Source organism: Porphyromonas uenonis DSM 23387 = JCM 13868, assembly GCF_000482365.1.
GTDB classification, from domain to species: domain Bacteria; phylum Bacteroidota; class Bacteroidia; order Bacteroidales; family Porphyromonadaceae; genus Porphyromonas; species Porphyromonas uenonis.
Genome location: NZ_KI535309.1, coordinates 159,945 through 185,900, shown reverse-complemented (window position 1 = coordinate 185,900; position 25,956 = coordinate 159,945). Strand labels below are relative to the sequence as shown.

The following is a 25,956-nucleotide window of genomic DNA, read 5'->3' as shown; positions in this document are numbered from 1 at the left end:
TTCCAAAGATACGAAAAAAAGAAAGAAGGCACAGGGGAACAACCATATCGATAAAAACATTTGTGCCTTCTTTCTGGTGCCCGTAGTGCCTTCGTAAAAAGCTTAAATCCAAAGGCGGACACAGTGCGTGTCACCACGCGATAGTTCTATATCACTTACGAGTCGCCCACTTCGTACGGGCTACTCAGTTTCTTTAGAGCATACACCTTTGGGAAGGTTTAATCGCTCCGCAAAATGATACGTGTAACGACCTTGACGTGTAACGGTTGTAGGGACGCACGTCACCCTCCGATGCCTCCGTCCCTTCCGATCGTGACGACTAGTCGAGTAGCTTCTGAGCCTCCTCTTGTAGCTTAGCCTTGCTCTGAGCTCCGACGAGCTTGTTCACCAGCTCACCTCCCTTGAAGAAGAGGATCGTCGGGATGTTGCGTATGCCGTACTGGCTGGGCAGGTCGCTGTTTTCGTCTACGTTGACCTTGCCAACGATGATCTTGCCGTTGAACTCCTCGGCGAGCTCGTCAATCATCGGACCGACCATCTGACAGGGACCACACCAAGTAGCCCAGAAGTCGAGAATCATCGGCTTGCCCTCAGCCATGAGGCCTGCTATATTTGCATCTGTTATTTCCATTGCCATAGTTCTTGTGTATTTTAGGTTAGTATGAAATGTCTTCTATATAATAAGTAGGACTATCACTTAGTCTGCTGCACGGTACACTGGATCTGGTACTTCTTGACGATCTCTAGGAGCCACTTGCCAGGCTCTATGCTAGGCGCATACATCGTCGTCGTGTAGGGGACCATGGAGGAGCAGAAAGTAATCTCCAGCTCCGTCTTACCAGGGTGATCCTTGATAGCGTTGCCCAGCTCGATGGCACCCTCGAGGGTGTTGGGGCGATCCAGTATCTCCTCCTCCCCGTCAGCACCCTCCTCGTATGAGTCACTCGGGGTCGTATCCTCGCCTTGACTCAGGTCGATCGTCAGCTGAATGCTCCTGAAGGCATCCTCCGTGATGTCCGAGAGAAGCTGCATGCTCTGCACCGTGCGGTAGAGGCGATTGGGATCAAATCGGCTCGGCGTGACGCTCATCTTCACTAAGATGGCTAGTCCTTCTTGTGCAAAGTTACCGAAATTCACGTAATCCTTGCCAAAGAGCGGTATCTCGCCAGAGCCCGAGGTGTCTTCGATCTGAATGATAGCGTAAGGCTCGTTTTTCTTGCTAATGCCTTGACGCACCTTCGTAACCAGACCAGCGCAAGTCAGCTGCGTGAGTCCTAGCTCGGCATACTGGGCTAGATCGGAGGCGGGACAGTTGCAGAGATACTCGAGGACGAAGGCGTAGGGGTCTAGCGGGTGGGCACTCAGGTACATCCCTATATAGGTCTGCTCCTTGGTCAGTCGCTCCAGATGGCTCCACGGCTCCACATCCTTGGGGGGTATGGGCTTGGGAAGCTCGACACTGGGGTCGCTATCGCCAAAGAGCGATGCCTGCACCTGCGTACGCTCACTCTCGAGGATCTTGCCATACTGCATGAGCGCCGTCAGGAAGGTCTCGTCCTTGCCATAGGAGAGGCTGCTAGCGCCACTTTTAGCAATCGGGGCGAAGTAAACCTCCCGATCGATGCCAAAGCTGTCGAAAGCTCCCGACAAGATGAGCGCCTCGAGGGCTCGTCGTGAGCAGTTGGTCAGGTCGGTGCGCTGGAAGAAGTCGTACACATCTTGATAGGGTCCATGCTCCTTGCGCTCCTCGATGATAGCCTCAGCGACCGACAGCCCCACATGGGAGATACCGCCGAGACCAAAGCGTATGACCCCCTCCTTATTGGCCGAGAAGGCGGTAAAGCTCTCGTTGACGTCTGGCCCCTTGACCTCCAGCCCCATGTGCTGCACCTCCTCGAGGTACTTAGTGAGCTTGTCCGACTTGTTTTGGTTGCAGGTCAGCAGCGCCGCCATAAACTGTGCGGGGTAGTGCGCCTTCAGGTAAGCGGTCTGGTAGGCCACCCAAGCGTAGCAGACGGAGTGACTCTTGTTGAAAGCGTAGCTGGCAAACTTCTGCCACCCGTCGTAGATACGCTCTAGCGTATCACGTGGATGACCCTTGGCGACACCGTTTTCGACAAACTTGATGCGGTACTTCGCCATCTCTTTTTCCTTCTTCTTACCCATTGCCTTACGCAGGCTATCGCTGTCGCCTCGTGTGAAGTCGCCTAGCACACGAGAGAGGATCATCACCTGCTCCTGATAGACGGTGATGCCGTAAGTATCCTTGAGGTAAGGCTCCATCTCGGGCAGGTCGTAGGTGATCTCCTGACGACCATGCTTGCGCTCGATAAAGGTCGGGATATTGTCCATAGGTCCGGGACGGTAGAGCGCATTCATAGCCACTAGATCCTTAAACTCGGTTGGCTCTAGCTGCTGTAGGTACTTGCGCATGCCAGTACTCTCAAACTGGAAGGTGCCGACCGTATCGCCCCGTGAGTAGAGCTCGAAGGTCTTGGGGTCGTCGATGGGGATCGTGTCAATGTCTAGGTCGATGCCGTAGGACACCTTGATGTTTTCCAGCGCATCGTTGATGATGCTGAGGGTCTGCAGACCGAGGAAGTCCATCTTGATCAGTCCTGTGGGCTCGATCACCTTGCCCTCATACTGCGCCACCAGCTTGCGCTCGTTGGTATCTGGGTCGATGGCGGTCGAGAGCGGCACGACATCGCTGACGGGCGGTCCACTGATGATGACGCCACAGGCATGCACACCCGTCGTACTGGCGGTACCCTCCAGTTGGCGGGCATAGCGGATCGTATTGGCGAGCTGCTCGTCCTGACTGACAGACGCTTCGCGAAACTCTTGATTGTTCTGCACCATCCACTCGAGGTTCAGGTGCTTAACCCCTTCGGGGGGTCTGTCGGGGATCAGCTTGCAGAGCCTGTTAGCTTGGTCTAGCGGCAGCTCCTCGACACGTGCCACCCCTTTGATCGCACCCTTGGTCGCCATCGTCGTGAGCGTGATGATGTTGGAGACGTGATCACGGCCATACTTATTGGTCACCCAATCGAGGACACGCCAGCGGTTCTTATCGTCGAAGTCAATGTCGATATCTGGCATCGATATACGGTCGGGATTGAGGAATCGCTCGAAGAGCAAGCCATGCTTAATCGGCTCGATCTGTGTGATCGATAGGCAGTAAGCGACTGCTGAGCCTGCGGCCGAGCCACGTCCAGGGCCTACGCGCACACCCAGCTGTCGGGCCGCTGCGATGAAGTCCTGCACGACGAGGAAGTAACCCGGGAAGCCCATGTTCTGTATCACCCCCAGCTCCATATCGATGCGCTCTTGCACCTCTGGTGGAACGGGGTCGCCGTAGCGCTTCTTGGCACCCTCGTAAGTGAGGTGACGCAGATAGTCATCTTCACTGGCAAAGCCCTCGGGTAGCTCAAAGTGAGGCATCAGCGGAGCGTGGTCGATGCTGTAGTACTCCACCTTGTTGCACACCTCTAGCGTGTTCTCCAGCACATCGGGGTAGTCGGCAAAGAGTGCCGTCATCTCCTCGGGCGACTTGAGCCACTCTTGCTTGGTGTAGCGCATGCGGTTCGGGTCGGAGATCGGCGAATTGGTCGTCATACAGATCAGGTGGTCGTGCGCCTCGGCATCCTCCTCGTTGAGGAAGTGGGTATCATTCGTAGCGATCACCTTAATGCCCAGCTCCTGACCTATCTTGAGTACCTCCTGAGCCACTAGCTGTTGCTTCTGATAGGTCTCTTGACCACCCATAGGGTCGCTGTTCGGGTGGAGCATGATCTCTAGATAGTAGTCCTCACCGAAGGTCTCCTGATACCATCGAGCCGTCTCGCGCGCCTCCTCCAGACGACCGTGCAGGATATGCTGCGCTATCTCCCCGCCGAGGCAAGCACTCGAGGCGATGATCCCCTCGTGATGCTCAGCTAGAAGCTTCTTGTCAATACGTGGTTTGTAGTACTCGCCATGCTCCCACGCTATGGAGACCATCTTAATAAGGTTGCGGTAGCCCTTGAGGTTCTTAGCTAGGAGGATCAGGTGGTAGCCACTGCGGTCAATGCTGCGGGTCGGATTGTCAGGATCCTTAGCATCCTTGTCCTTCAGCTCCAGCGAGCGGCGCGCCACGTAGACCTCGCACCCGATGATCGCCTTGAAGAGGCTCCGCTTGATCGTCTGGACCTCCTCCTGAAGACGAGCCACCTCCTCACCGTTGGCCGCATCAGCTTCCAGCTCTTTGATCTGCTTGCCGAGCGACTTGATCTGGGCGAGCTTATCGCCGTTGATCTTATCGTTCGCATAGTTGGTAAAGTTCTTAATGCCATACATAGCACCATGATCTGTGAGCGCAATGCCAGGCATACCGCAGGCGACCGCCTTGTCGACAAGCTTCTCGACAGGCGCCATGCCATCGAGTATCGAGTAGTGCGAGTGGACGTGCAGTGGCACATACATACGTGTCCCTGCCGAGGGACTATGAGGAGTGTCGGGTGTGTGATTCATGAGACTGAGCGTAAGCTGTACAGGGGGCAAGAGCAAGCTATGTCTCGCCACCCTCGGGCTCCACGGTACGACCGCGGATCTTCTCCACAAAGATACATTATTCGGCGCAAATGCTCGGTGGCCTCGGCTGACGAGTCATGGAGGTTAGAAATTAGAAGTTAGAGATCAGCTCCGATAGTTCCGATGGCTTCTGATTACTCCGCTTACTCCAATCTCTAATTTCTAACCTCTATAAAGCGGTCCAAACTCCGACACCTTATATAATATAAAAGAGTAGCGGGATCATCTCACCGATGCGTGAGGTGATCCCGCTACTCTGTATGTTTGGTAGAGGTACTTGTCTAAGCCTCTTCCTGTGCTACTTCCTCCTCTACAGATTCATAATCCTGCAGACCGAGTAGCGTGTTGATCTCTTTTTGCAGCTTAGCGTGTACCTCGTAGAGCTCTTTGACAGGAAGTGGCTCCTGCTCATCGAGCGTAACCAGCTCCTGGACCTTTGCTGCAAAAGCTTGCTCCTTGGCCTGCTCCTTAGCGGCAAAGAGCTGCTGATCGTTCTTCTCAATCGTGCTGCTGACGACGCTCTCGATCAAGTCATCGTTCGAGAGTAGCTGCCCGAGCCCTGCAGACTGTATCTGTCTCATCACACCCTCTCTGACGATCTTACGAACCAGCTCGTCAGAGACCTCAACGCCTAGCTGCTTATTGAGCGATGAGAGCATAGACTGGTAGCGTACGTATGGTAGGAGCTGGTTGACGCGCTCGTCGTATGCCTTCTGTGTCTCCTCTTCCGTCTTTTCGTTTAGTAGGAGTGCTAGGTGCTTGTCTGGGAAGTGCAGGCCCTGTATCTTCTCGACGAGATACTTAGAGGCGACGGTGGTGAAGATGTCGCTGGCCATGGCATCGTTGCGCTCGCCTTGTAGCCTCTTGAGCTCAGCTCTGAGCTCCTCCTCGTTGGTCACCTTGGTCGTGGGGCCGAGCATTAGCTTAAAGAGCTTCTCGTCGATGGGGCTTGGGTTGTTGCGCAGGATACGATTGATCTTGATCTCAAATGGGTTCTTGTGCTCCTGGACCTCTTCCTGCTTGATCTGTAGGAATGAAGCGATCTCGACGTCGTTGCCGTCATACGCCTTGTGGAGGTCTATGGTGAGCGTATCGCCCTTGTGCGCCTTGAGGATCTCTGTGCGGATCTCCTCATTGGTCACGTACAGAGGCATGATGTAGCTCTCCTCCAGAGTGATGCCCTCTGTGGCGTGCTCCCCCTTGTCGTCTAGCTCCTGTACGGAGACGTAGAGCACGTCTTTGTCCTGAACGTCCTCGACCTCTGTGCGCTCGCCTGCATTCTCGCGAGCGTTTTGGATCATTTGGTCGATCTCCTCATCGTTAGCCTGGACGGTGTAGTGAGGTAGCGTGACGCTGCTGTCGATGGTCTCGGGAAAGTCTGGCATTAGTCCCGCAGATACTTGAAGCTTATAGTCCGTCTGCTCAGGTGTATAGGTGTTGTCATCTTGCTCCATGATCAGTCCTCCGACGGTATGGATACCTTGCTCCTTGAGGTAGTTGCGGATCTCGTCAGAGGTCATCTGGTTGATCACTCTAAAGCGCACTGCCTGACCGTACTTCTTCTCAATGATAGATGCCGGTGTCTTGCCAGGGCGAAATCCGGGCATTTCGGCGGTCTTGCGCAGATGCTTCAGCTGGTCAGCGACCTGCTCTTTGATATCGTCACTGGAGAGCGTGATGTTTAGGAGGACGACATTATCGTCTCTAAGCTCGTGTGATATGTTCATAGGACTAATATGCTATATGCGTGTATACTTGTAAGGTGCAAAGGTAATAAAATTATGCAGCCTGACCAAAGCCCACAATTTCGCAAATCTCACGAGTTGCGGTTTACTCGTCTCTTTTGTCAGGTGCGGACTTTTTTGTAACTTGCGCCAGATATCGGGTTATCCTAACTACTAATCATCTAATAAATCCCAAGATAAGATATATGACATCAAAATTGAATGCCTTTACTAGACTCCTCCTCCTAGTTGGGACTGTTGTGGCTTTAGTTCCGCTTGCGGCCAATGCCCAGCAGTCATTTGGAGGAGCTCCTCTAGCTATTGATGCTGAGACCTCTCTACGCTCTTCGGACCTAGAGAAGCATATGGTATCTATAGACTTTAACCCCGCTGACTTAGAGCAACGGGATGCTTGGTCGTCTCCACGTGATGGCCGCCCCCTGTCTGTGGGTCAGCTCGTACCCTATCAGGTTGACTTCGCTCAGGAGGCTGAGCTGGTGCACTCTGAGGCTGGTACACAGGTCTATCGCCTGACCATCCAGCTAGAAGGCACGCCTGTAGGGATAGGTCTCTACTATGACGACTTTTATATCCCTGTGGGTGGACGACTCTTCATCTATACACCTGGTGGGCATCAAGTCCTAGGCGCCTATACAAATGAGACACATAGTGAGCATGGAAGCTTTGCGACTGAGCCTCTAGCGGGTCGTGAGCTAATCCTAGACTATGAGGCACCAGAGGGTGTCGAGCTCCCTTCTCTTCAGATCCGTAGTGTGGGATACTTCTACCGTCCAGTGCTACGCGCTGCTTACGGACAGGAGAATATAAAATACTTCCAAGGAAATGAGGACAGTTCGGACCCTGGCTTAAGAAGATTCTGCCAGATCAATGCTAACTGCCCTGAGGGTGACAACTACCAGAACCAGAAAGCTAGCTCTGTAGCTATCCTAATCTCTACAGCTGCAAAAGGTGTTGTGGGCATGTGCTCAGGTAACCTAATCAATAACGTAGAGGGTGACTTCACTCCCTTTATCATCTCTGCAGCACACTGTGCATCTCTAACGAGTAAGTTTGAGCCGACTAAGTCCGATCTAAACACTTGGATCTTTGGGTTCCACTATGAGAAGCCTCGCTGCTCTAGTGGAGACTATGCGACACCTATGCTACGCTCTATGGTAGGTGCCAGTAAGAAGGCCTTCCTGCCGATAGTTGGCTACTCGGATGGACTACTCTTGCAGCTCAACAAGCCGATCCCTGCAGACTATCGCGTCTTTTACTCAGGATGGGATGCGGCCGATAACGCTTGGCAGAAAGGCGCTGGCCTCCACCACCCCGCAGGTGATGCACTCAAGGTCTCTGTCTTCGATGGTGGAGTAGCTATTGGTGACTGGAATGGAAAAAAGCCTGGTGGCGAGAGGGATCACCTGAACTTCAAATTTCAAAAAGGAAACACCGAGGGTGGCTCATCGGGCTCGCCTCTCTTTAATGAGGCTGGTAGACAGATCGGTACGCTCTCTGGTGGCCTCGGAGGAATCTGTCCCCAGGATGGAAGTTATGGTCGCTTCTACTCACACTTTGCTAAGTATGAAAGTAAAGGAGATGGCTTCAACATGAAGCGTTGGCTCGATCCTAACAAGACCGGTAAGACGCAAGTAGACGGTATCTGGAATGATAACTACCAGCCACTACGAGTCGTTAAGGCGCTTAGTGGCTCTGTCGTGCCAGATGATCGCAACAAGGTGGCTCTCTCATGGGACGCTGTACCTGCTCATCCACAGGGCTACAAGATCTCCTACAATCTCTATCGAAACGACAAGCTGATCAAGACGCTTACGGAGACGAAGTATGAGGACACGATCGATGCCTCTCTGACAGAGCCTGGACGGATCAACTATAAGGTAGAGGCTTGCTATGAGATAGACGGTAAGCAAGTGACGACTCCTGCTGCATTCCGCTCGGTATACACGGGCGAGCTGGTGAGCCAAGTCTATGCGGATGTCAAAGCTGCAACTGCCGGCATGGAGATCAAATGGTCTATGCCTTACAATACTCAGATTGTATCAAAGATCTCTAATCGTGATAATATCGAGAAGAGGCTCCTAAGGGCTGGTAATGAATACAGCTTCAATGATGTGATTAGGAATGTCTACCTATACGATGTTTATCGCCTGGGACGCTCTCCTTTTGCAGGGCAGAAGCTATATATCCATCAGATCAATGTGATCCCAGCTTATGATACCCCTCTCACAGCATCTGGTGCGCCTGACTATAGCAAGGCGATACGCTTCTTCGCTCGTCAGCGTGTTTATGGAGACAATAATAGGATGCAGACGACCACGATGATAATACCTCAGGGTACAGCGGCTAAGAAAGAGTGGTTCCCCGTGAGACTCCTTAAGCCGATTGAGATAAACGATGAGTACAATCTAGAGGTAGGCTTTTACTGGTCTAAAGATAATAGTGGTGCGAAAATCTATATTGATCCAGACTCTAGAGATGAGCACATCGGACAGGATGGTTGCCTGCTAGGCCTTGAGTCCACGGATAATCCCTCTCGTATTTTCGAGCCCTACGGACACTATAGTGAGAAGCGCATGGGCTACCAAGCTATTGAGCTAGTGATCTCCAATAATCCAAACAAGCAGGACGGGACGACCAGTAGAGCCTTTACGAGAGGCAAGCTACCCGTAGCCTTCCCCGAGGTCAAGAAGTATGTTATCTACCGAGATGATGTCAAGGTACATGAGACGGCTGATGCCAATACCTATACCTGGACAGATGCTCAGGGTAAGAGCGACAGCAAGTATCGCATAGAGGTCATCTACGACTATCCGAACGAGCTGCGTCCTGTCGAGCAGATCACGCAGGTGGCTCCTGAGCTTTACCCAGTACACTTTGCTGAGACGCTACAGCTCTCCAATCCTGATGAGGTGCTACGTGTACAGCTCTTCAACCTGCAGGGTGTAGCTGTTGCTGAGTTTAGCGGAGCTGAGCTAGCTGGTATGCTAGACGTCTCTCGCCTCCCAGCCGGCGCTTACGTAGCTGTCGTCACGACGGCCGAGGGTACAACGACCCAGAAGCTGGTCAAGTAAAGACGACCCCAAAACACCAAACTCCCGAGGGACTGTGCGACGTCACAATCCCTCGGGAGTTTGGTTTTAGCTAGAGACTAGTGCCTCTAGTGCTCCTAGTGAAACTAGTGGAGTCCCCTCTAATCTCTAACTTCTAACCTCTAGCCTCTAAACACGCGAGCCACCTTCTCTAGCTAGAGAGGGTGGCTCGTGTGTTTGTTCGTGTGATTATGCGAAGCTTGGAGTAGCTCTACTTGCCTTGCTTAGCGACGCGCTCTTGGTCAGCGATGAAGGCTGCGAGACCGCTATCGGTGAGCGGGTGCTTGAGCAGCCCGAGGATAGCCTTGAGCGGGCAGGTGGCTACGTCAGCACCGACGCGCATACAGTCGATGATGTGCTGGGTGTGACGGATGCTAGCGGCGAGCACTTGCGTGTTAAAGCCATAGGTCTCGAAGGTCTCTACGATGTCGGCGATGAGCGAGACACCGTCCGAACTGATGTCGTCGAGACGACCCACAAAGGGAGAGACATAGGTAGCCCCCGCCTTAGCAGCTAGGACAGCCTGACCAAGGTTGAAGATGAGCGTACAGTTCGTCCGTATACCCTCCTTGGTGAGCTGGCAGATAGTCTTGATGCCGTCTTCGGTGCAGGGCACCTTGACCACAATGTTCTTGTGGAGGGCAGCTAGCTCGCGAGCCTCGGGGAGCATCTTCTCGTAGGTTGTGCTGAGCACCTCAGCGCTCACGTCGCCGTCTACGATATTGCAGATCTTGAGGTAGTGCTCACGGCAAGCCGCATCGCCAGCGATGCCTTCCTTAGCCATGAGTGAGGGGTTGGTCGTGACGCCATCGAGGACACCGAGCGCTTCGGCCGTGCGGATATCTTCGAGATTGGCTGTATCAATAAAAAACTTCATAATATGAGGTATAGGTTGAGATATAAAATGCTATTCATGCGAACCCTCAGAGTACTTCTCAGGATTCATAAACCAGTCAGCGTACATGCCGTAGTCGTGTGCCGTGCGCTTGTTGAGCGACTGGCTCTGCTCGGGAGGCACGTCCTTGATATACTTAGCGGGCGTGCCAGCGTACATCGTGTAGGGCGGAATGATTGTATTGGCCAGGACGACAGCCCCAGCTGCTACGATAGCGCCCTCACCGACCACTGCATTGTCCATGACGACGGCACCCATGCCGATGAGCGCATAGGCGCCCACCTTGGCACCGTGCAGGATCACGTTGTGACCCAGTGAAGCGTAGTCACCCACGTCGCATACGGAGCGTCCGTGGAGCGTGTGGAGCGTACAGCCGTCCTGGATGTTGACATGCTTGCCAATGTGGATGCTGTTGACATCGCCACGTACGACGGCGTTGAACCATACGCTACTGCCCTCGCCAATGACTACATCACCGATGATGCGAGCTCCCTCGGCGACGAAGATGCCTTCCCCGAGCTGAGGCGTAAAGCCCCGCACGGGGATGATGCTTCCTGCTGGATATTCGTAAGCCATACCGATTAGAGAGGTAAGGTCTTATTGCGTAGCCACTGAGCCTCCTCAGGGGTGAGTAGGGGAGAGAGCTCCTGGTAGACATGCTCCTGATAGTCGTTGTACCAAGCGATCTCCTTGTCGGTCAGGAGTGACTTCTCTACAAGCGCATTGTCTAGGAAGCAGAGCGTCATAGTCTCAAAGCCGTAGAAGGTGCCGAACTCGGTCTGCTCCTTCTCGACCGTCAGGATCAAGTTCTCGATGCGGATACCATACTGGTCTGCACGATAGAGACCAGGCTCATTGCTGGTGAAAGTGTGCAGGTGCATCGGCGTTGGGTTGTTGTCCGTGCGAATGTTTTGCGGGCCTTCGTGTACATTTAGGAAGACACCGACACCGTGGCCCGTGCCGTGACCATAGGAAAGACCTCTATCCCAGAGCGCCTTGCGGGCTAGTATGTCTAGCTGGTTGCCGCGGGTACCCTTCGGGAATCGAGCCGTAGCGATCGCTATGTGTCCCTTGAGGACTAATGTGAAGTCTGTCCGCTGCTGGTCGGTGACGGGACCAAGAGCGATCGTGCGGGTGATATCTGTCGTACCATCGATGTACTGCCCCCCACTGTCCAGTAGGAGCATGCCTTTGGGCTCTAGCTTGTAGGCACTCTCGGGCGTGGCGGAGTAGTGTACGATAGCTCCATGGGCTTGGTAACCACAGATGACGCCAAAGCTGTCGCTGACGTAAAACTCTTGCTTCGCACGGAACTGCTGGAGCGTCTCGCCTGCCGTGTACTCGTCGACGTGCTCGCCATTCTTGAGAGCTTGCTCGAGCCAAATGAAGAAGCGGGTCAGAGCGATACCATCACGGTGCATAGCACGGTGGATGCCAGCTATCTCTGTCTCGTTCTTGATCGACTTGAGGTGCGATATGACTGAGTCGCCTGTGATGACTGGACGCTCGCCCAGCTCCTCACGGACACGCTGTGAGGTGCGCTTGGGGTCGACCATTACCTTGAGGTCCTGTGGCAGTTTGCTCAGGAAGTCGTAGAAGGTGTCGTAGTCGCGAACCTCTACGCCCTCACCATTGAGGATCTGACGTAACTCGGGGACCGTCTTCTCAGGCAATGCAAAGAGATAAGCGTGCTCATTGTCGATAAAGCCAAAGGCGATGCCCACAGGATTGTAAGAGACGTCGTTGCCTCTGATGTTAAAGCTCCAGCAGAGCTCATCGACCATCGTGATAGCGACCGCCTCGGCACCATAGCTCTGGTAAGCCTTGCGGATACGCTGCAGACGGTCACGAGTGCGCTCGCCTGAGAACTTGACATCCTGTAGGTAGAACGTATTGGTCGGCACGCCAGGTCTGTCGCTCCACACCTCCTCGATGAGGTCATACTGTGAGACCAGCTTGATGCCGTGGTTCGCTAGTGACTGAGCAAGCGGTGCGTACTCAGCCATGGAGTAGCAAGCACCGTCCACCCCGACGACAGCACCCTCGCTCAGATGCGCAGAGAGATACTGCTCGATGGTAGGCGTGTCGGGATCGTCGCCACGCTGTAGTGTCATCTCGCTACCTTGTAGCTCGTTCGTCGCCTGCAGATAGTAGCGTGAGTCGGTCCACATGAAGGATTTGTCCAGCGTCACAAGCGCTGTGCCGGCAGAGCCGGTGAAGCCACTGATCCAAGTGCGCGACTTCCACCGCTCGGGGGTGTACTCGCTCAGATGAGCGTCGCCACTAGGTATGATGTAAGCATCTATATGATGCGTGCGCATCGCTTGGCGGAGCGCCTCGATACGCTGATTGATAGGACTGTTTGTTGGCATATATATGATTGTTTGTTCTTTGTTCTAATAGGTCTGGGTCTAGTCGGCAAGCGGTTGGTGCTCAGGACGGAGCAGGTCTAGAACCGTCTTGACCGGGGTAAAGGTATCGCTCGGCACCTCAACGAAGATCGTATTCCAGTCGTGCATCGCTCCATTCCAAAGGCCGGGGTGCTCTAGCGCTTTGAGCGGGCGCCCCTCGACGCTCTTCTCACTGATGAAAGCTGTCTGCGGATTGACATACTTGTGCAGGTCAAAGGGGTTCCCCTCGTAGTCTCGTATATAGCAGCAAAGGTCGACCGGGTTGAAGTGGGTCCCCTCGCGCATCATCTCAAGAGCCTCAGGATTATTCTTGTCCACCTGCACGCTCTCTAGGATCTGCAGCGAGGTCGTGCCGTCCGCTTCGCGTACTAGGTAGGGACCACCGCCAGGCTCGCCCTCGTTGCGTACCATACCGCAGACACGTATCGGGCGGTCCAGCTTAGCTACCAGCTTAGGTATCAGCTCCTCCTCGCTCAGTAGCTCGGCGTGCGGGATCTGTATGCAGAGCGTCTCATCGAGGAAGGTCAAAACCTCCTCCATCAGCGCCTTGCTCACCTTCGAACGCTTGAGCTGCTGTAGATAGCCGAAGATGCGGTCGCGTACCGCTAGGAGGATACCGCCGAGGAGCTTTTTGTAGAGGACTGTATTGCTCTTCAGGTGGTCGGGCGTGACGTTGTCAATGTTTTTGATGAAAACGACTGAAGCGTCCAGCCGACCGAGATTGCCAATGAGCGTACCGTGCCCACCGGGGCGAAGGAGTAGCGTACCGTCAGCACGGCGGAAAGGCGTGCCACGCTCTAGGTCTAGAGCAATCGTGTCGGTGCTGCGCTCCTGAATACTATAGGTCACATGATAGCGACAGCCGAACAGATCCTCGAAGCTCTGGATGCGTCGATCAACTAGAGAGCGAAAGGCCTCTAGATGCTCAGGCGATACGGTGAAGTGCAACCGCACATCTCCGTGAATGTCTTGTGTATAGAGCGCCCCCTCGACCATATGCTCCTCAATAGGGGTGCGCTTGGTGCCGTTGGGGTAATCGTGGAAGAGGAGCATCCCCTTCGGCAACGACCCGTAGCCCATGCCGTGCGGGTCGAGGAGGTTGTCGATGATGGTGCCGTACTGCTCACTCTCCATCAGCTTGCTCATGGTGCGCCAATTGTTGCGCAGGCAGGTCTCGCTCAGCTTCTCGTAGAAGGCAAACGACTCCAGATGATCCACAAACGTCTGTTGGTCGGGTGTCAACTCATCGTGCGAGATCTGCTGCTCCTTGGGTAGTCCATAGAGCGACTTAAACATGCGACTCGCGGCTCCCGAGGCGGGGACAAACTTGATGACATCGGCTCCAGGCTTCTGCAGGTAGTCGTGCCATAAGTCTAGGTAGTAGGGCATCTCGTCAGTCGCTAGGCGCATGATGCCCCGCTCGAGCTTTGCCGAGTCGACGATGACTAGATAAGGTGTCCCATCGATAAGTAGCTTGAGCTGTCGCTCCGCTTCGTCAGCAGAGATGCCCCGCTCAGCGAGGTAGCTGAGGTCTTCGGAGGTAAATGTGGTAGAGTCGTCCATACGATGTGAGGTGTCAGAATAATAGGCACCTCAAAGATACGAAAAAGTAGTTAGAGGTTAGTAGTTAGAGGTTAGAGGGCTAGAGTCACTAGTGACTCTAGTAGTTCTAGCCAACAGCCAAGAAACAACGGATGCGCTCCCGCTGAATACTATCCGTGCGTCCTTACGAGTAGCCGTCTCCTGTGCGTCCCTGCGGGGGTGACGTCTGTGCTGCTTGTATCGTGCTGAACGCGTTATACATACGAGTTCCAAAAACAGTTCCTCTCTTGGAACTTTTTAGTTCCAAGGGAGGAACTCTTTAGTTCCAGCGGAGGAACTATTAGGGGGAAGGGCATTAGGGAGAGGATTGCGGATAAGTAGATGGAAATGAGAGGGATTTGCACGATATCTCTGTGGTTTGCACTGCGAGGTAAAGTGCAGAAAGCGTGGATTTGAGCAGAAGTTCCGTTACCAAATCGTTAGCCCATTCTCCGAATGGTAACGAAGAGGTAGGAGCAGGTAACTGACGGAAGAGTATTCGGTAAGTGAACTCTCTGCGATTTCGTTGCTGTTGCTCTGATATACAACGCTTTGCATAGCTGAGAACGCTTCGGTAACGGGTAACTTTGCCCATAAAAACAGAAGCGTATGCAAACAGACAAAATGAAGGTGTTGCTCTACCTCAAAAAGAGCGGATTGGATAGGTCGGGACTAGCTCCGATTATGGGGCGGATAACCTATGGGCGAACGATCGCTCAGTTCAGTTGCAAGCTGTCGTGCGCCCCCAAGCTGTGGAATGCTCGTGAGAGCAGGCTGAACGGCAAGAGCCGTGAAGCTGTGGCAACGAATGGCAAGTTGGAACGCTTGCTTCTCTCGGCGCAGTCGGCTTATCAAACCCTTTGTGAGCGAGGGGTTGTCTTTACAGCGACTGACATCAAGGAGTTGCTGCAAGGTAGTATGCAAAGTCAAATCACTTTTTTGGAGCGGTACGATCGAATGCTCGAAGAGATGAAGCAAAAGGTGGGTGTCGAGATAAAGGCAACAGCTCTGAATAGTTACTTTACTATTCGAAAGCATCTGCGAGCCTTTATCGAGGAGAAGTTCCACACTTCAGATATTGCTTTCAGTCAGATTGAAGAAGACTTCTTGGATTGCCTACAACGCTACTCTGTCGGAGAGCTGGGGCATTCGCAAGGTCATTATCGTAAGATGGCATTAGCGGTGAAGAAGGTCTGCCGTTTGGCGTATCGTGAAGGTTTGATAACGCGACAACTGTTTGCTCACGTAACGATCGAACGAGGGGAGAACAAACAACCTCGTGCATTGGATAGGGCATCGTTGGATAAGTTGCAGAGCCTGACCTTTGAGCCGTATGAGGTGGAGTTGGAAACTGCTCGAGACCTCTTTCTCTTCGCCTGTTATACGGGTGTTGCCTACTGCGATATGGTCACTCTTAGTCGGGAGCATCTCTTTACTGATGATGAGGGGGCATTATGGCTTAAGTTCCGCAGACAGAAGACCAATACGCTTTGTCGTGTAAAGCTCTTATCTGAAGCGGTCCGTCTGATGGAGCGACATCAATCGAAAGAACGAACTACGCTCTTTGTTCCCATTGCTTATCCGGTTTACCTCGCCCAACTCAAAGCTCTACAACTTCGAGCTGGTATCTCTATTCCCCTTTCGGCACACGTTGGTCGCCACACCTTTGCGACCTTGATTACGTTGGAGCGAGGAGTGCCGATCGAAACGGTGAGCCGCATGTTGGGGCATAGCAATATCCAAACGACCGAGCGATATGCTCATGTGACTCCGAAGAAACTTTTCGATGAGTTTGAGCAATTCCTCTCTTTCACTGAAGACTTAACCTTAACCTTGTAAGAGCTATGCGTAGTACATTCAGAATACTATTCTACATCAATAAGAGCAAGACCAAAGCAGACGGCACAACGGCAATCCTTTGCCGTATTACCATAGACGGAGAGAGCGTAGTTATAACCACAGGCGAAAGCACTATCCCCCACGATTGGAGCGTGAAGCGAAGGGCGGCAAAGGAGAAGAAGACCAACCAACGCTTGCAAACCTTTCGGGAGAATGTCGAACAAGGCTACAACACCTTGCTTTACAAGTATGGAGCAGTAAGTGCCGAGTTGCTGAAGAACTACTTGCAGGGGGTCGGGAAAACTCCAACGACCCTGCTCGCTCTTAGTGCGGAAGAACTCAAAGCCCAGCGAGAATGCAGTAGTGCGGGGACGTATAGAAACAATCGGTACGCCGATAGGCTGCTTAACTCTTTTATGTGCAGTCGCAGTGAGCGGGATGTTCCCTTGTCGGCTCTTACGATTGAGTTCTTTGAGGATTATCGCTTCTATCTGAAGAGGGAGGGCTATGCGCCTGCAACGATAAATAGCCATCTCTGTTGGTTGAGTCGATTGATGTACCGAGCCGTCAGTCAGGGGACAATACGCTTCAATCCGTTTGAAGAGGTGAAGTATGAAGTCGTGGAGCGCAAACCTCGTTTTCTGAGTAAGGGCGATGTGTCAAAGCTCTTGGCATTCCCGTTGCAGGATGAAGGGGCAGAGCTAAGCCGAAGAATGTTCCTTTTCTCCGTCTTTACAGGCTTGGCATTTGTTGATTTACAAGGGCTACGAGCTTCGCAAATCGAGACGAACAGCGAGGGGAAGCGGTATATCCGCAAGGCAAGACAGAAAACGGAGGTGGAAAGCTTGATACCCTTGCATCCGATAGCGGAGCAGATACTCGCTCTTTACACGAAAGAGAAGAGCAAGGGGGATTACAAGATATTTCCCGATACAATGAGCGACTGGAAGCTACTCAGTCGTCTCAAAGCCGTAGGGTTGGCATGTGGCATCCGTACTCCGTTGACTTGGCACAGTGCAAGACACACGTTTGGGACGCTAACGCTAGAGGCTGGTGTGCCTATTGAGAGCATCGCTAAGATGATGGGGCATTCGTCTATTGCCAGCACGCAAATCTACGCCCAAGTCACCGACCAAAAGATTGCAAGGGATATGGATAAGTTGATCAAGAGAAAAACGAACTAGAGCCTACATGAAGAGTCCTTTTACACGAATATTAGGGTGGGGGTGGAAAGTGCGGAAAAAGAAAATTCGCCCAAAATTTGGTGGTTTGATTTTTTATGTCTAACTTGGCACTCAGAAAGAACATTATTACGGTAGTACTAAGCTATGATAAGTAAGAGTGAAGAACGTAGGAATCAAATACTCGTAGGGGCATTCAAACTCTTTTTGGTGAAGGAGTATGCGGATGTCACTACGGCGGATTTGGAAGAAATAATCGGATTGTCTAGAGGAGCTATATACTATAAGGTAAAGAACAAAGAAGGATTATACAGAGCGGTCATTGACAAGTTCGTCTTTGAACTTCTATCTAACTCCTTAAAGAGAGAGGAGCTTGCATCAAATGAGAAGCCATTCCTTAGCTTCATTATGAACGAATTAAATCTCACGAAAGAGCGGATGAATTCTGTAAGGAACACCCTTATAGATGCGAACTCCACGGAGTATATCAACCTACTATCCTCTGCCAAATTTCATTACGAAGGTTTTAATGATAGATGCAAAGCTTTGGATCAAGAAATAACACAATTGTGGCTAACATATTACGAGAAAGGTCTCTCTGCTAGGGAGCTGAATCAAAGCATTGACCCGCTTCTGGTCGTATCTATGTTTCGATCTTTATATTATGGAGATTCGTTTATCCACTCCATAACAGGGAATGAGTTGGATATTGACGAGTTGAAAAAGAAATACTTACTGCTATATAATTCTATACGCTTATGAGGAATGTATACATCAATAAGGTTGCGGTCTTTTTGCCTAATAAGCCTGTATCCAACGAGGAGATAGAGGATTATATCGGTCTCATTGGTGGAAAACCGTCGAGGGTTCGGTCTATTGTCCTCAAACAAAATGGTATAAAGACTCGCTATTACGGATTAGACAAAGAGCATAAGATCACTCATTCTAATGCTCAACTTGCAAAAGAAGCGGTATTGGGACTGTTTGAAGAAAATGCTGTCCCGAGTGACATCACTCTCTTAGCTTGTGGCACAAGTACTCCAGATCAGTTGCTCCCATCGCACGCCTCTATGGTACATGGTGAGTTGGATAACTTCCCGATGGAGATATTCTCTTCTGCTGGTGTATGTCTGACCTCATTACAAGCTCTGAAGATTTGCTATAGCAATATCCTCGCAAGGTTGCACGACAATGCTGTTTGTGTAGCTTCCGAACTGACCTCACCTGCTTTGGTCTCCAAGTTTTACGATCCCGAGTATGAGGCGACACATGACAATCCAGACAAAGACCCTTATATGGCATTCGAGAAAGACTTTATGAGGTTTATGCTTTCAGATGGTGCTGGGGCTGTATTGTTACAAGACCATCCAGAAGGAGATTGTCCTCTTAAAGTGGAGTGGGTGGAAATGACATCTTATGCCAATGAGTTGCCGACCTGTATGTTTATGGCGTCCGAGCTGGAACCAAATGGACGGCTAAAAAGTTGGAAAGAATTCTCTCCAGAGGAAATCAAGGATCGTGGTGTTCTTGTAGGGAAGCAGGATATTCGTCAGCTAAAAAAGCATGCCATCAAGTATTGGGTGGATCATATCGAAACTGTTCTCGCTAAACACAACTTGAATCCAGAAGAGGTTGATTACGTGTTACCACATCTTTCCTCAATGCTCTTTTACGACCAAGTGAATGATGAACTCATAGCTCGTGGTATTGCATTGACGAAAGAGAAGTGGTTTGTCAACCTCCCATCTGTCGGGAACGTTGGCTCTGCTGCCATTTACGTGGCGTTGGAAGAGCTGATGCGAACGAAAGGGATAAAGCATGGGCAAAAGATACTCCTTCTTGTCCCTGAAAGTGGCAGGTTCTCCTATGGAACAGTGCTACTAACCGCTCAATAACAACGAAATATCATAGTGCACGATGATATATAGAGTGCAGCCATAGCTCGAAAATGGAAGAACGTGTTCTTCAAACTAGGTCATACGTTGTTCTCAACACAGACCGCAAGGAGTCGGATCGTCCTTGATGACAAAAACGATTCTCAGACCAACTGGCTAACAGGAGGGGGATCCGAAAACCTATCAGAGTAGGAAGCAACCGCATAAATACATAGTATTATGAAACAACCCTTAATCCTATCGCTTGTCATAACGCTACTCAGTGGCATATATGGCTACCATATCAATGCGCAAGAGAGTATCAATCCTCTAGTCCTATGCGCAGAGACTGTCACACTCAAGGCATCTCCTACGAGAGATCTTCGATCTGGTTCGACTAGTCCAAAGGAAATAGAAGGAGCTGAGTTCTCCTTCTCTAGTGAGGAACAAACGCATCCAATCTACGCTCTAGCAGTAGATCTCTCAGTAACCTTTACTAGTAAGGAGGGTTACTTTAGCATCCTCTTTGAGGATCAAGCAGGCAAACAATATCTTGTATACCGGGATATTGCTATCTTCAACCAATTGAATAAACCAATCTCGCTTTCAAACAAGGCTTTTGAAACGGCTCTCTTTGCTTTTGGAGTACATCCTAAGAAACTTATGCTCAGAACTAGTGGGTGTGTCGTAAACCTAGATAAGGTACATACGGCTACCTCCCACAATAACAACATCAGCAAGATATATCAACTTCGTAGATTTTATACTCTGAAACAGGATGCCATCCAATCTCAAATTGATCGTATCAACGCTTATAACAAGGAGCATAATATCCTTTGGGTAGCCAAGCAGACATCTCTGTCTCTACGCTCCTATGCAGAAAACCGTCAAAACTTATCGTTTTTGAACGAAGTTGATGCATATGGCTTGGAGCATTATGGCGGTGGCATTTATACTCCGATGGCCACCCCTTTTGATGAAATGGAGTTTTTAGATACAACAACTTATCCATACGTAGATTACTTCGACTGGAGTGATCGTCACGGAATCAATTGGAACACCCCTTGTCGCAGGCAACAAGGAACAGAGTCTTGTTGGGCGCAAGCAGCTGCATCGGCTATGGAAAGCTATATCAAACGTTATTACGGAGAAAACGTAGATAGACAGGTTTCAGTATTGCAAATCATAGCTTGTTCGGGAGCCTTGGAAGAGGGTTGTACAGACCCTACAGAACTTCAAAAGAGAAAAGATAAGTGTGGACCCATTTGGTCAATAGCTATGCCTCTAGTTGCAGAGTATCTAAAACAGCCCATTGTTACAGAAGACGAGTTCCCCTTTGACAAAAAGTATCAACCTTGTGAAAATAAGCCCGAGAATCCTGATGTAACTTATCAAGTAGAGGATGTTTTACAACTCGCTCGATTTGATGCCAAAGAGGTGATGCATACACTGATTAATCAAGGTCCGCTTATTGCAAGTATACCAGGACACGAAATGCTACTGTCCGGCTATGGAGTAATAAAGCCTGGACTATTACTTAACTATTGGCCTACAGATACGGATCCTATTCCTGCAGACCATCCCCTCTGTGGCAAAGTTTACTGGAGCTTTAAAAATAGCTTTGGAGACAACTTTGGAAATGGTGGCTATAGTTACTTTGTAAGAGTGAAGCATCGGAATGCAAGTGACCCTCGTATTTGTGTCCCTTCAATCAATGATCTTTACTATCTATCAGGGAAGCTTACTGAAAGTCATCGTCCTGGTCATTTTTATAAGCACACTGCAATTGAAGCTTATGACGAGGATGGTGATGGCTACTATCGTTGGGGATTAGTAGGTAGACCTTTCTATGATATATTCATTCCCAAAGAACAAGATGGAAATGATTCAAACCCACTACTAGGACCGATGAATGAATACGGCATTTGCGATACACTTCGTATGACAGACCTATACATTCGAGATGTCAAACAAGACAAAGGTGTCGAACCATACTTCATTGATGCCCCACAATGGGAGAGTCCTGACATTTGGGTACGCCAAAATAATGATAAGGTAGAAGAGCATCAAAACCCGAACTTTAGCAAGGGTAATCGTTGCTATGTATATCTACGCATACATAACAAAGGAGTTCAACCCTCTATCTCTCGAGCTATGGTGAGACTTTATTGGTCATATTCTAGTCCAACGCAGTGGTGGGATTCCTTCCACGGGAAAGAGAAGACAACCATTTCCAATGGAAAGAAGGTCGTCTCAGGTGGTGAGATCGAATCAATCGCTATTCCCTCTATCCCTGCAGGAGGGTCTACCATTATAGAGATTCCTTGGACTCTGCCAGCTGAACTAATCCTTGACCAAACTTCTAAAGAGATGCACGCTTGTTTGCTTGCAGAGATTACTGAGATCCAAGATCCCTACTATCTGGTAGATCACAGAGAATTTCGCAAGTATGTCCAAGCCAACAACAATGTTGCACAAAAGAATGTCCACATTATTAATGTATCCGACAACGGATTGGGAGGAATAGATCTTAACGACATTATTGTCATCAACCACGGAGATAAGATTAAGGATATCAACCTTCATATAAACTATGATGATGGAATTCAAAAGTATCAAACGGTAAAGGATCAACTCGAGCTATCATACCGCTACGATCAATCATATCGGACTAAAAAGGGACTTCCTTCGTTACCGACAGAGTTTATTCGAGTAGACTCGGTCGCACATATAGACGGCATACGCCTAGCACCTAAGGAACAATTGAATCTTCAGCTTAAAGCTAACTTCTTGGTACAAAAGCAAACAGACCAAAAGGAGTTTACAGTAAGAGTGCAAGCTTTAGATGCTAAGACTGGCGACTGTATCGGAGGAAACACTTACATACTTCGTAAGGATATTAGACCTATGTTCAGTGCGGAGGCGACCATTGTTGATGGAGATTCTAAACTCATAGCACATGACATTGGTGAACCCGCTAAATACATTTGGTCAACATCTGACGGCAAAGAAATTGCAACGGGCAAAGAACTAGAGCTATCCTCAAGATCTAGCCTAAAAGATATAACTCTATCGGTAGAAGCTACCAAAGACGGCTTCTTAGATCGCAAGATAGTATCACTACCACAAAAAACTACTATTGAGGCATCGCCGATGAAGCTTTATCCTAACCCCACCGATGGAATACTCTCTATAGAGCTTACAGACGCTCGTCAAGACGGTGTAATTAAAATCACCTCAGCAGAAAGTGGCAAGACATATTACACCATATCTACACAAGGAGAGAAAATACTGACGGCAGACCTTACTGGACTACCTAGCGGGGAATACCTCCTCCACTACTACGATGGAACAGCTCTCATCGCTACACAAAAGATTCATAGGCTATAAACAAATCAAGACAGTACAACTATGAAACTCTTCAATATAATCACAGCTACACTAGTCTTCCTCCTTACTAGCTTTGGGGGCGTATCGGCTCAAGAGACACAGCCAGTCTCCAAAACAGAGCCAACCATCCCGACCATACAGGCGGGAGCCAAGTGGCATTTGTTGAGAAGGGATCTGCACATTGTTGATTTGCCCAATGATACATCGACCGCCTTGGAGAGGCATGCAACTTTTAATTCTTCGACAGAAACGTTCGAACTAGACAAAATCAAAGAGGTTGATGGGAAAAGCTACTTTGATATAGGGAAATCCCAATTTCGTGAGAATCTATATGTTCGAGAAGATCTAGACAAAGGGAAGATCTATCTACGTTGCAATTTCCGAGATCCTAATAAGGTTGATGGGCAGCCTGCGGAAGTAGTCCTCTTTGACTATAATTATAAGGTCGGTGACACTGTGAGGGTCTACTCGGGATATGATAATGATGAACGACTCTCCTTGGACTATGAACAGGGAGCTTTGGGATGGAAGCAACCCTTTCTCCTACGAGTGATCGATATTAGTACAAGAGATATGCTGGGAGCTAACCGCATAGTATACACTCTTGAGAGAGTGCTTGTAAAGAGTGATAAGCCACGTTCCTCTCTAGAAGTTTACCAATGGATTGAGGGTATCGGATACTCCTTTGGTTTTTTGTTTAACAAAGAGGAACTAGGAGTGGTGCCAGGCTTTACCTACCGTGACTACACCCCTCTATGCTACACCTCTCCAACTGGGGATGTATATACGTTTCACCCATCAGGACTATGCGACATCAAGCAAACGAGAGGAACTACAGCGCCTTTGACTAGAGAATCGCTTGACGTGCAGATAGAGCGAGACCAATTAGGACTGACCATTCGTGTAAATGATGACAAGCATCACGACCTGACCGTTTATCGATCTGATGGCACAACTCTTGTGGGTACTACATCCTTCTACGAGAGTTACGCTTTGGCTAAGTTCGGCTATGAGGGCGAGAAGATCTTTGTTGTGGTTGATGACGAGACTATTCCTTACATCCTATAAGGACTAGCAGTCATATATTGTGTAAATGAGGAGGGGGGCTGAGAGCTTCTCTCCTCTTTTCTCTGAATAGGTAAAACTACCTCCATATAGGGTACAGAAAAATCCGCATGACGTGCGAGTATCGGGAGTAAAATAAATGTGGTTCATCCGAGATTCTGTGTGATGACTTAACTTTGGGCTAAGAAAGAAGCTGGCTCTATCTTTAGTACCTTTGAAAAAGTTAACCATTACCATTTCGGTACTATTATGACAGAAACCAGCTTCCTATATCACAGTTTTGAAGTCCACTAAGACTCGTGTGGGGGCAGATCTGTATCCGCCCCTACGTAACTTAATTCGGTTATCTTCTGGAAGTAAATATTCAACATCTCCTTTTCACCTCACGACATTAAGGAGCTTTTCCTGATACACCCACTTTTGCTTTGTATGACGGATACGTCATACCGAAAGTAGGTCAGAAAACTTTCGTTTCCCGACCTACTCGATTAAATATAAAAGAATCGTAGCGATTACAAGTTAACACGCTTCCTATAGTTCTCACTCAGTATTTTGTTTATGTCTGAGAGGCGATAGAGGATTTTCCCTGCGATTTGGGTGTAGGGGATAATATTTTTATCCCGATAGTCTTGCAGGGTTCGAGGGGAAAGGAACAGTCTCTCGCAAACCTCCCGTCCTGTGAGGTAGATTTCACCTTCAAAAAGAGGACGATGAGTTTGAGCGATACTTCTCACTCGATTCGTCAATCCTTTAATGCCCGAGATGAGTTGCTTCATCTCTGGTGTTTCTTTATTGATCGTTTCGTACTCCATAGTCGTTAACCTTTACGAGTGTTAGAGTTAGCGAGGAGAGCTTCCACATCCTCACGCTTGTAATAGCATTTATGTCCGATTTGGATAAAGGGCAGCACGGACGAGTCCCGATAGTGCTGCAATGTTCGCTTGCTGATGTTCAGTATTCGGCATACATCCCCATTGTGTAGTAAGTCAGGGAATTGAGCTGGAGGTGCAAAATGTTCATTGAAACTCTTTGTCAGCTCCTCGATGCACTCTTTCAGTTCCTCCCAAGCGGAAGTGTCAATGGCTGTAAATCTCATTTTGTTGTTGTGTTATTTGCGTTGTTATTACTTTCTGACGCAAAAGTAAGCAGGCTCTTCCATTATTCCTCCAAGCGCAGAGACAGCGGGATATACGAGGAAATATTAGGAAGAGTGGCTCTTGCACACTCTCTAATTGTCCATACTTTATTCCATTGCGTCACTAGTTCAAGTAATCTCTTCAATCCATCGAAGTAAAACAACGCGATCCATAGCAAACGACACACTTTTCGTTAGTGCTGTTTGCACACTCATAGAGCCTCTTTTCCTCCATTTGGATTGCGAAAAGGGGCTTTTCGTTGTGTCGTGTCTGAGAAAAGCGATGCACTCAGAAGCAAGAAAACCGTCCTTGTGCTTCTGGCGAAAAAACTCTTCTAACTTGGCTTTAGCTCTCGAAAAGGAGCTAATCATCAAAACAATGTAATACAAAGCAATCCGCACAATGAAAATAGAAGAAAAGGATAGTCTCTCCAAAAACGACCAAATAGAAGCGTATCTTTCCGCTCAGTACCAGTTTCGGTACAACACTGTGTTGCACCGAGCCGAGTATCGTCTACGAGGCGAGGGCGATTACACCTCCGTAGACCGCTATCGTATCAACACCCTCAAGCGAGCCTTGGACAAGGAGGCCAACATACAGACCTCAACAGATAATCTGTACAGCATTATTGAAAGCGATTTCTCCCCACGTATCAATCCCGTGCAAGACTATTTCCGATCCTTACCGCTGACGAATGGTTATGCGGATGCTATCACAGCTCTTTCCGACTGCGTGCGTGTAAACAATTCTGAGAAGTGGAAGGAATACCTTATCAAGTGGCTCGTGGCTGTAGTAGCCAATGCTATGGACGACAAGCTGTGTCGCAATCACACCTGCCTTGTTCTGACAGGAGAGCAAGGCAAGTTCAAAACGACCTTTCTAGACCTGCTCTGCCCTCCAGCTCTATCCGACTATCGCTATACAGGCAAGATATATCCGCAGGAGAAAGATGTGCTGAGCCTTATCGGGCAAAACCTCATCATCAACATTGACGACCAGCTCAAAGCCCTCAACAAGCGAGATGAGAACGAACTGAAGAACCTTATTACCTGTCCGCAGGTGAAGTACCGTATGCCTTACGAGAAGCACATTGAGGAGCGCCCCCACTTGGCAAGCTTCGTGGCATCGGTCAATGGCAACGACTTCCTCACAGACCCTACAGGGAGCAGGCGTTTCCT

The 25,956-nt window shown here is 49.8% G+C and carries 17 protein-coding genes; 8 read left to right on the top strand and 9 right to left on the bottom strand.

The window, feature by feature from the left end; translation table 11 throughout:
* Positions 1–319: 319 nt before the first annotated feature.
* The 3 genes from trxA to L215_RS0108385 form a co-directional block, all read right to left on the bottom strand.
* Entirely contained in the window at positions 320–637 is a 318-nt protein-coding gene (gene trxA / locus L215_RS0108395; RefSeq protein ID WP_025883617.1) for a thioredoxin, read from the bottom strand.
* A 56-nt stretch (positions 638–693) separates the two neighbouring features.
* Entirely contained in the window at positions 694–4,512 is a 3,819-nt protein-coding gene (gene dnaE, locus L215_RS0108390) for a DNA polymerase III subunit alpha (RefSeq protein ID WP_044111939.1), read from the bottom strand.
* 341 nt (positions 4,513–4,853) lie between these two features.
* A complete protein-coding gene (locus L215_RS0108385) occupies positions 4,854–6,299 on the bottom strand; it encodes a trigger factor (protein WP_025883618.1) in 1,446 nt (481 codons plus the stop codon).
* A gap of 203 nt (positions 6,300–6,502) precedes the next feature.
* Between L215_RS0108385 and L215_RS0108380 the strand changes: the two genes are divergently transcribed.
* Positions 6,503–9,388, top strand: a complete 2,886-nt coding sequence (locus L215_RS0108380) for a T9SS type A sorting domain-containing protein (protein WP_051541058.1) — start codon at positions 6,503–6,505, stop codon at positions 9,386–9,388.
* A 229-nt stretch (positions 9,389–9,617) separates the two neighbouring features.
* Here the strand turns inward: L215_RS0108380 and fsa are convergent, their stop codons facing one another.
* From fsa to L215_RS0108360, 4 genes are read right to left on the bottom strand one after another with little or no spacing between them, the layout of a single operon-like run.
* A complete protein-coding gene (gene fsa, locus L215_RS0108375) occupies positions 9,618–10,283 on the bottom strand; it encodes a fructose-6-phosphate aldolase (RefSeq protein WP_025883621.1) in 666 nt (221 codons plus the stop codon).
* A gap of 30 nt (positions 10,284–10,313) precedes the next feature.
* Positions 10,314–10,877, bottom strand: coding sequence for a gamma carbonic anhydrase family protein (locus L215_RS0108370; RefSeq protein WP_025883622.1), 564 nt, complete (start codon positions 10,875–10,877; stop codon positions 10,314–10,316).
* A 5-nt stretch (positions 10,878–10,882) separates the two neighbouring features.
* Positions 10,883–12,673, bottom strand: coding sequence for an aminopeptidase P family protein (locus L215_RS0108365; protein ID WP_025883623.1), 1,791 nt, complete (start codon positions 12,671–12,673; stop codon positions 10,883–10,885).
* Positions 12,674–12,712: 39 nt separating this feature from the next.
* Complete coding sequence (locus L215_RS0108360) at positions 12,713–14,275, bottom strand: DUF4301 family protein (RefSeq protein WP_027451635.1); 1,563 nt, start codon at positions 14,273–14,275, stop codon at positions 12,713–12,715.
* A gap of 627 nt (positions 14,276–14,902) precedes the next feature.
* Between L215_RS0108360 and L215_RS0108355 the strand changes: the two genes are divergently transcribed.
* The 6 genes from L215_RS0108355 to L215_RS0108330 all read left to right on the top strand — a co-directional run bounded on the left by L215_RS0108355 (position 14,903) and on the right by L215_RS0108330 (position 23,645).
* Positions 14,903–16,132: a site-specific integrase gene (locus tag L215_RS0108355; RefSeq protein ID WP_027451634.1), complete on the top strand. Its 1,230-nt coding sequence runs from the start codon at positions 14,903–14,905 to the stop codon at positions 16,130–16,132.
* A gap of 5 nt (positions 16,133–16,137) precedes the next feature.
* Positions 16,138–17,316: a site-specific integrase gene (locus tag L215_RS0108350; protein ID WP_027451633.1), complete on the top strand. Its 1,179-nt coding sequence runs from the start codon at positions 16,138–16,140 to the stop codon at positions 17,314–17,316.
* A 144-nt stretch (positions 17,317–17,460) separates the two neighbouring features.
* Entirely contained in the window at positions 17,461–18,075 is a 615-nt protein-coding gene (locus tag L215_RS0108345; protein WP_025883626.1) for a TetR/AcrR family transcriptional regulator, read from the top strand.
* Positions 18,072–19,208 (top strand): beta-ketoacyl-ACP synthase III, encoded by a 1,137-nt coding sequence (locus L215_RS0108340; RefSeq protein WP_025883628.1) that lies wholly within the window; start codon positions 18,072–18,074, stop codon positions 19,206–19,208. The genes L215_RS0108345 and L215_RS0108340 overlap by 4 nt, the downstream gene beginning before the upstream one ends.
* Positions 19,209–19,427: 219 nt before the next feature.
* On the top strand, positions 19,428–22,577 hold the full coding sequence (locus L215_RS0108335) for a C1 family peptidase (RefSeq protein WP_025883629.1): 3,150 nt from the start codon (positions 19,428–19,430) through the stop codon (positions 22,575–22,577).
* Positions 22,578–22,598: 21 nt separating this feature from the next.
* On the top strand, positions 22,599–23,645 hold the full coding sequence (locus tag L215_RS0108330) for a hypothetical protein (RefSeq protein WP_025883630.1): 1,047 nt from the start codon (positions 22,599–22,601) through the stop codon (positions 23,643–23,645).
* Between the two features lie 509 nt (positions 23,646–24,154).
* On the opposite strand, the gene L215_RS0108325 is transcribed toward L215_RS0108330, so the two are convergent.
* Together L215_RS0108325 and L215_RS0108320 are read right to left on the bottom strand one after the other, a co-directional pair.
* Positions 24,155–24,454: a helix-turn-helix domain-containing protein gene (locus L215_RS0108325; RefSeq protein WP_025883632.1), complete on the bottom strand. Its 300-nt coding sequence runs from the start codon at positions 24,452–24,454 to the stop codon at positions 24,155–24,157.
* A gap of 5 nt (positions 24,455–24,459) precedes the next feature.
* Complete coding sequence (locus tag L215_RS0108320; RefSeq protein WP_025883633.1) at positions 24,460–24,738, bottom strand: helix-turn-helix domain-containing protein; 279 nt, start codon at positions 24,736–24,738, stop codon at positions 24,460–24,462.
* A gap of 442 nt (positions 24,739–25,180) precedes the next feature.
* Between L215_RS0108320 and L215_RS0108310 the strand changes: the two genes are divergently transcribed.
* The coding region (locus L215_RS0108310) for a VapE domain-containing protein (protein ID WP_027451631.1) at positions 25,181–25,956 on the top strand (776 nt) is incomplete at its 3' end.

Bases quoted from the DNA above. Each gene is read 5' to 3' on its own strand.
- trxA (WP_025883617.1), bottom strand. From the start codon at position 637: ATGGCAATGGAAATAACAGATGCAAATATAGCAGGCCTCATGGCTGAG.
- dnaE (WP_044111939.1), bottom strand. From the start codon at position 4,512: ATGAATCACACACCCGACACTCCTCATAGTCCCTCGGCAGGGACACGT.
- L215_RS0108385 (WP_025883618.1), bottom strand. From the start codon at position 6,299: ATGAACATATCACACGAGCTTAGAGACGATAATGTCGTCCTCCTAAAC.
- L215_RS0108380 (WP_051541058.1), top strand. From the start codon at position 6,503: ATGACATCAAAATTGAATGCCTTTACTAGACTCCTCCTCCTAGTTGGG.
- fsa (WP_025883621.1), bottom strand. From the start codon at position 10,283: ATGAAGTTTTTTATTGATACAGCCAATCTCGAAGATATCCGCACGGCC.
- L215_RS0108370 (WP_025883622.1), bottom strand. From the start codon at position 10,877: ATGGCTTACGAATATCCAGCAGGAAGCATCATCCCCGTGCGGGGCTTT.
- L215_RS0108365 (WP_025883623.1), bottom strand. From the start codon at position 12,673: ATGCCAACAAACAGTCCTATCAATCAGCGTATCGAGGCGCTCCGCCAA.
- L215_RS0108360 (WP_027451635.1), bottom strand. From the start codon at position 14,275: ATGGACGACTCTACCACATTTACCTCCGAAGACCTCAGCTACCTCGCT.
- L215_RS0108355 (WP_027451634.1), top strand. From the start codon at position 14,903: ATGCAAACAGACAAAATGAAGGTGTTGCTCTACCTCAAAAAGAGCGGA.
- L215_RS0108350 (WP_027451633.1), top strand. From the start codon at position 16,138: ATGCGTAGTACATTCAGAATACTATTCTACATCAATAAGAGCAAGACC.
- L215_RS0108345 (WP_025883626.1), top strand. From the start codon at position 17,461: ATGATAAGTAAGAGTGAAGAACGTAGGAATCAAATACTCGTAGGGGCA.
- L215_RS0108340 (WP_025883628.1), top strand. From the start codon at position 18,072: ATGAGGAATGTATACATCAATAAGGTTGCGGTCTTTTTGCCTAATAAG.
- L215_RS0108335 (WP_025883629.1), top strand. From the start codon at position 19,428: ATGAAACAACCCTTAATCCTATCGCTTGTCATAACGCTACTCAGTGGC.
- L215_RS0108330 (WP_025883630.1), top strand. From the start codon at position 22,599: ATGAAACTCTTCAATATAATCACAGCTACACTAGTCTTCCTCCTTACT.
- L215_RS0108325 (WP_025883632.1), bottom strand. From the start codon at position 24,454: ATGGAGTACGAAACGATCAATAAAGAAACACCAGAGATGAAGCAACTC.
- L215_RS0108320 (WP_025883633.1), bottom strand. From the start codon at position 24,738: ATGAGATTTACAGCCATTGACACTTCCGCTTGGGAGGAACTGAAAGAG.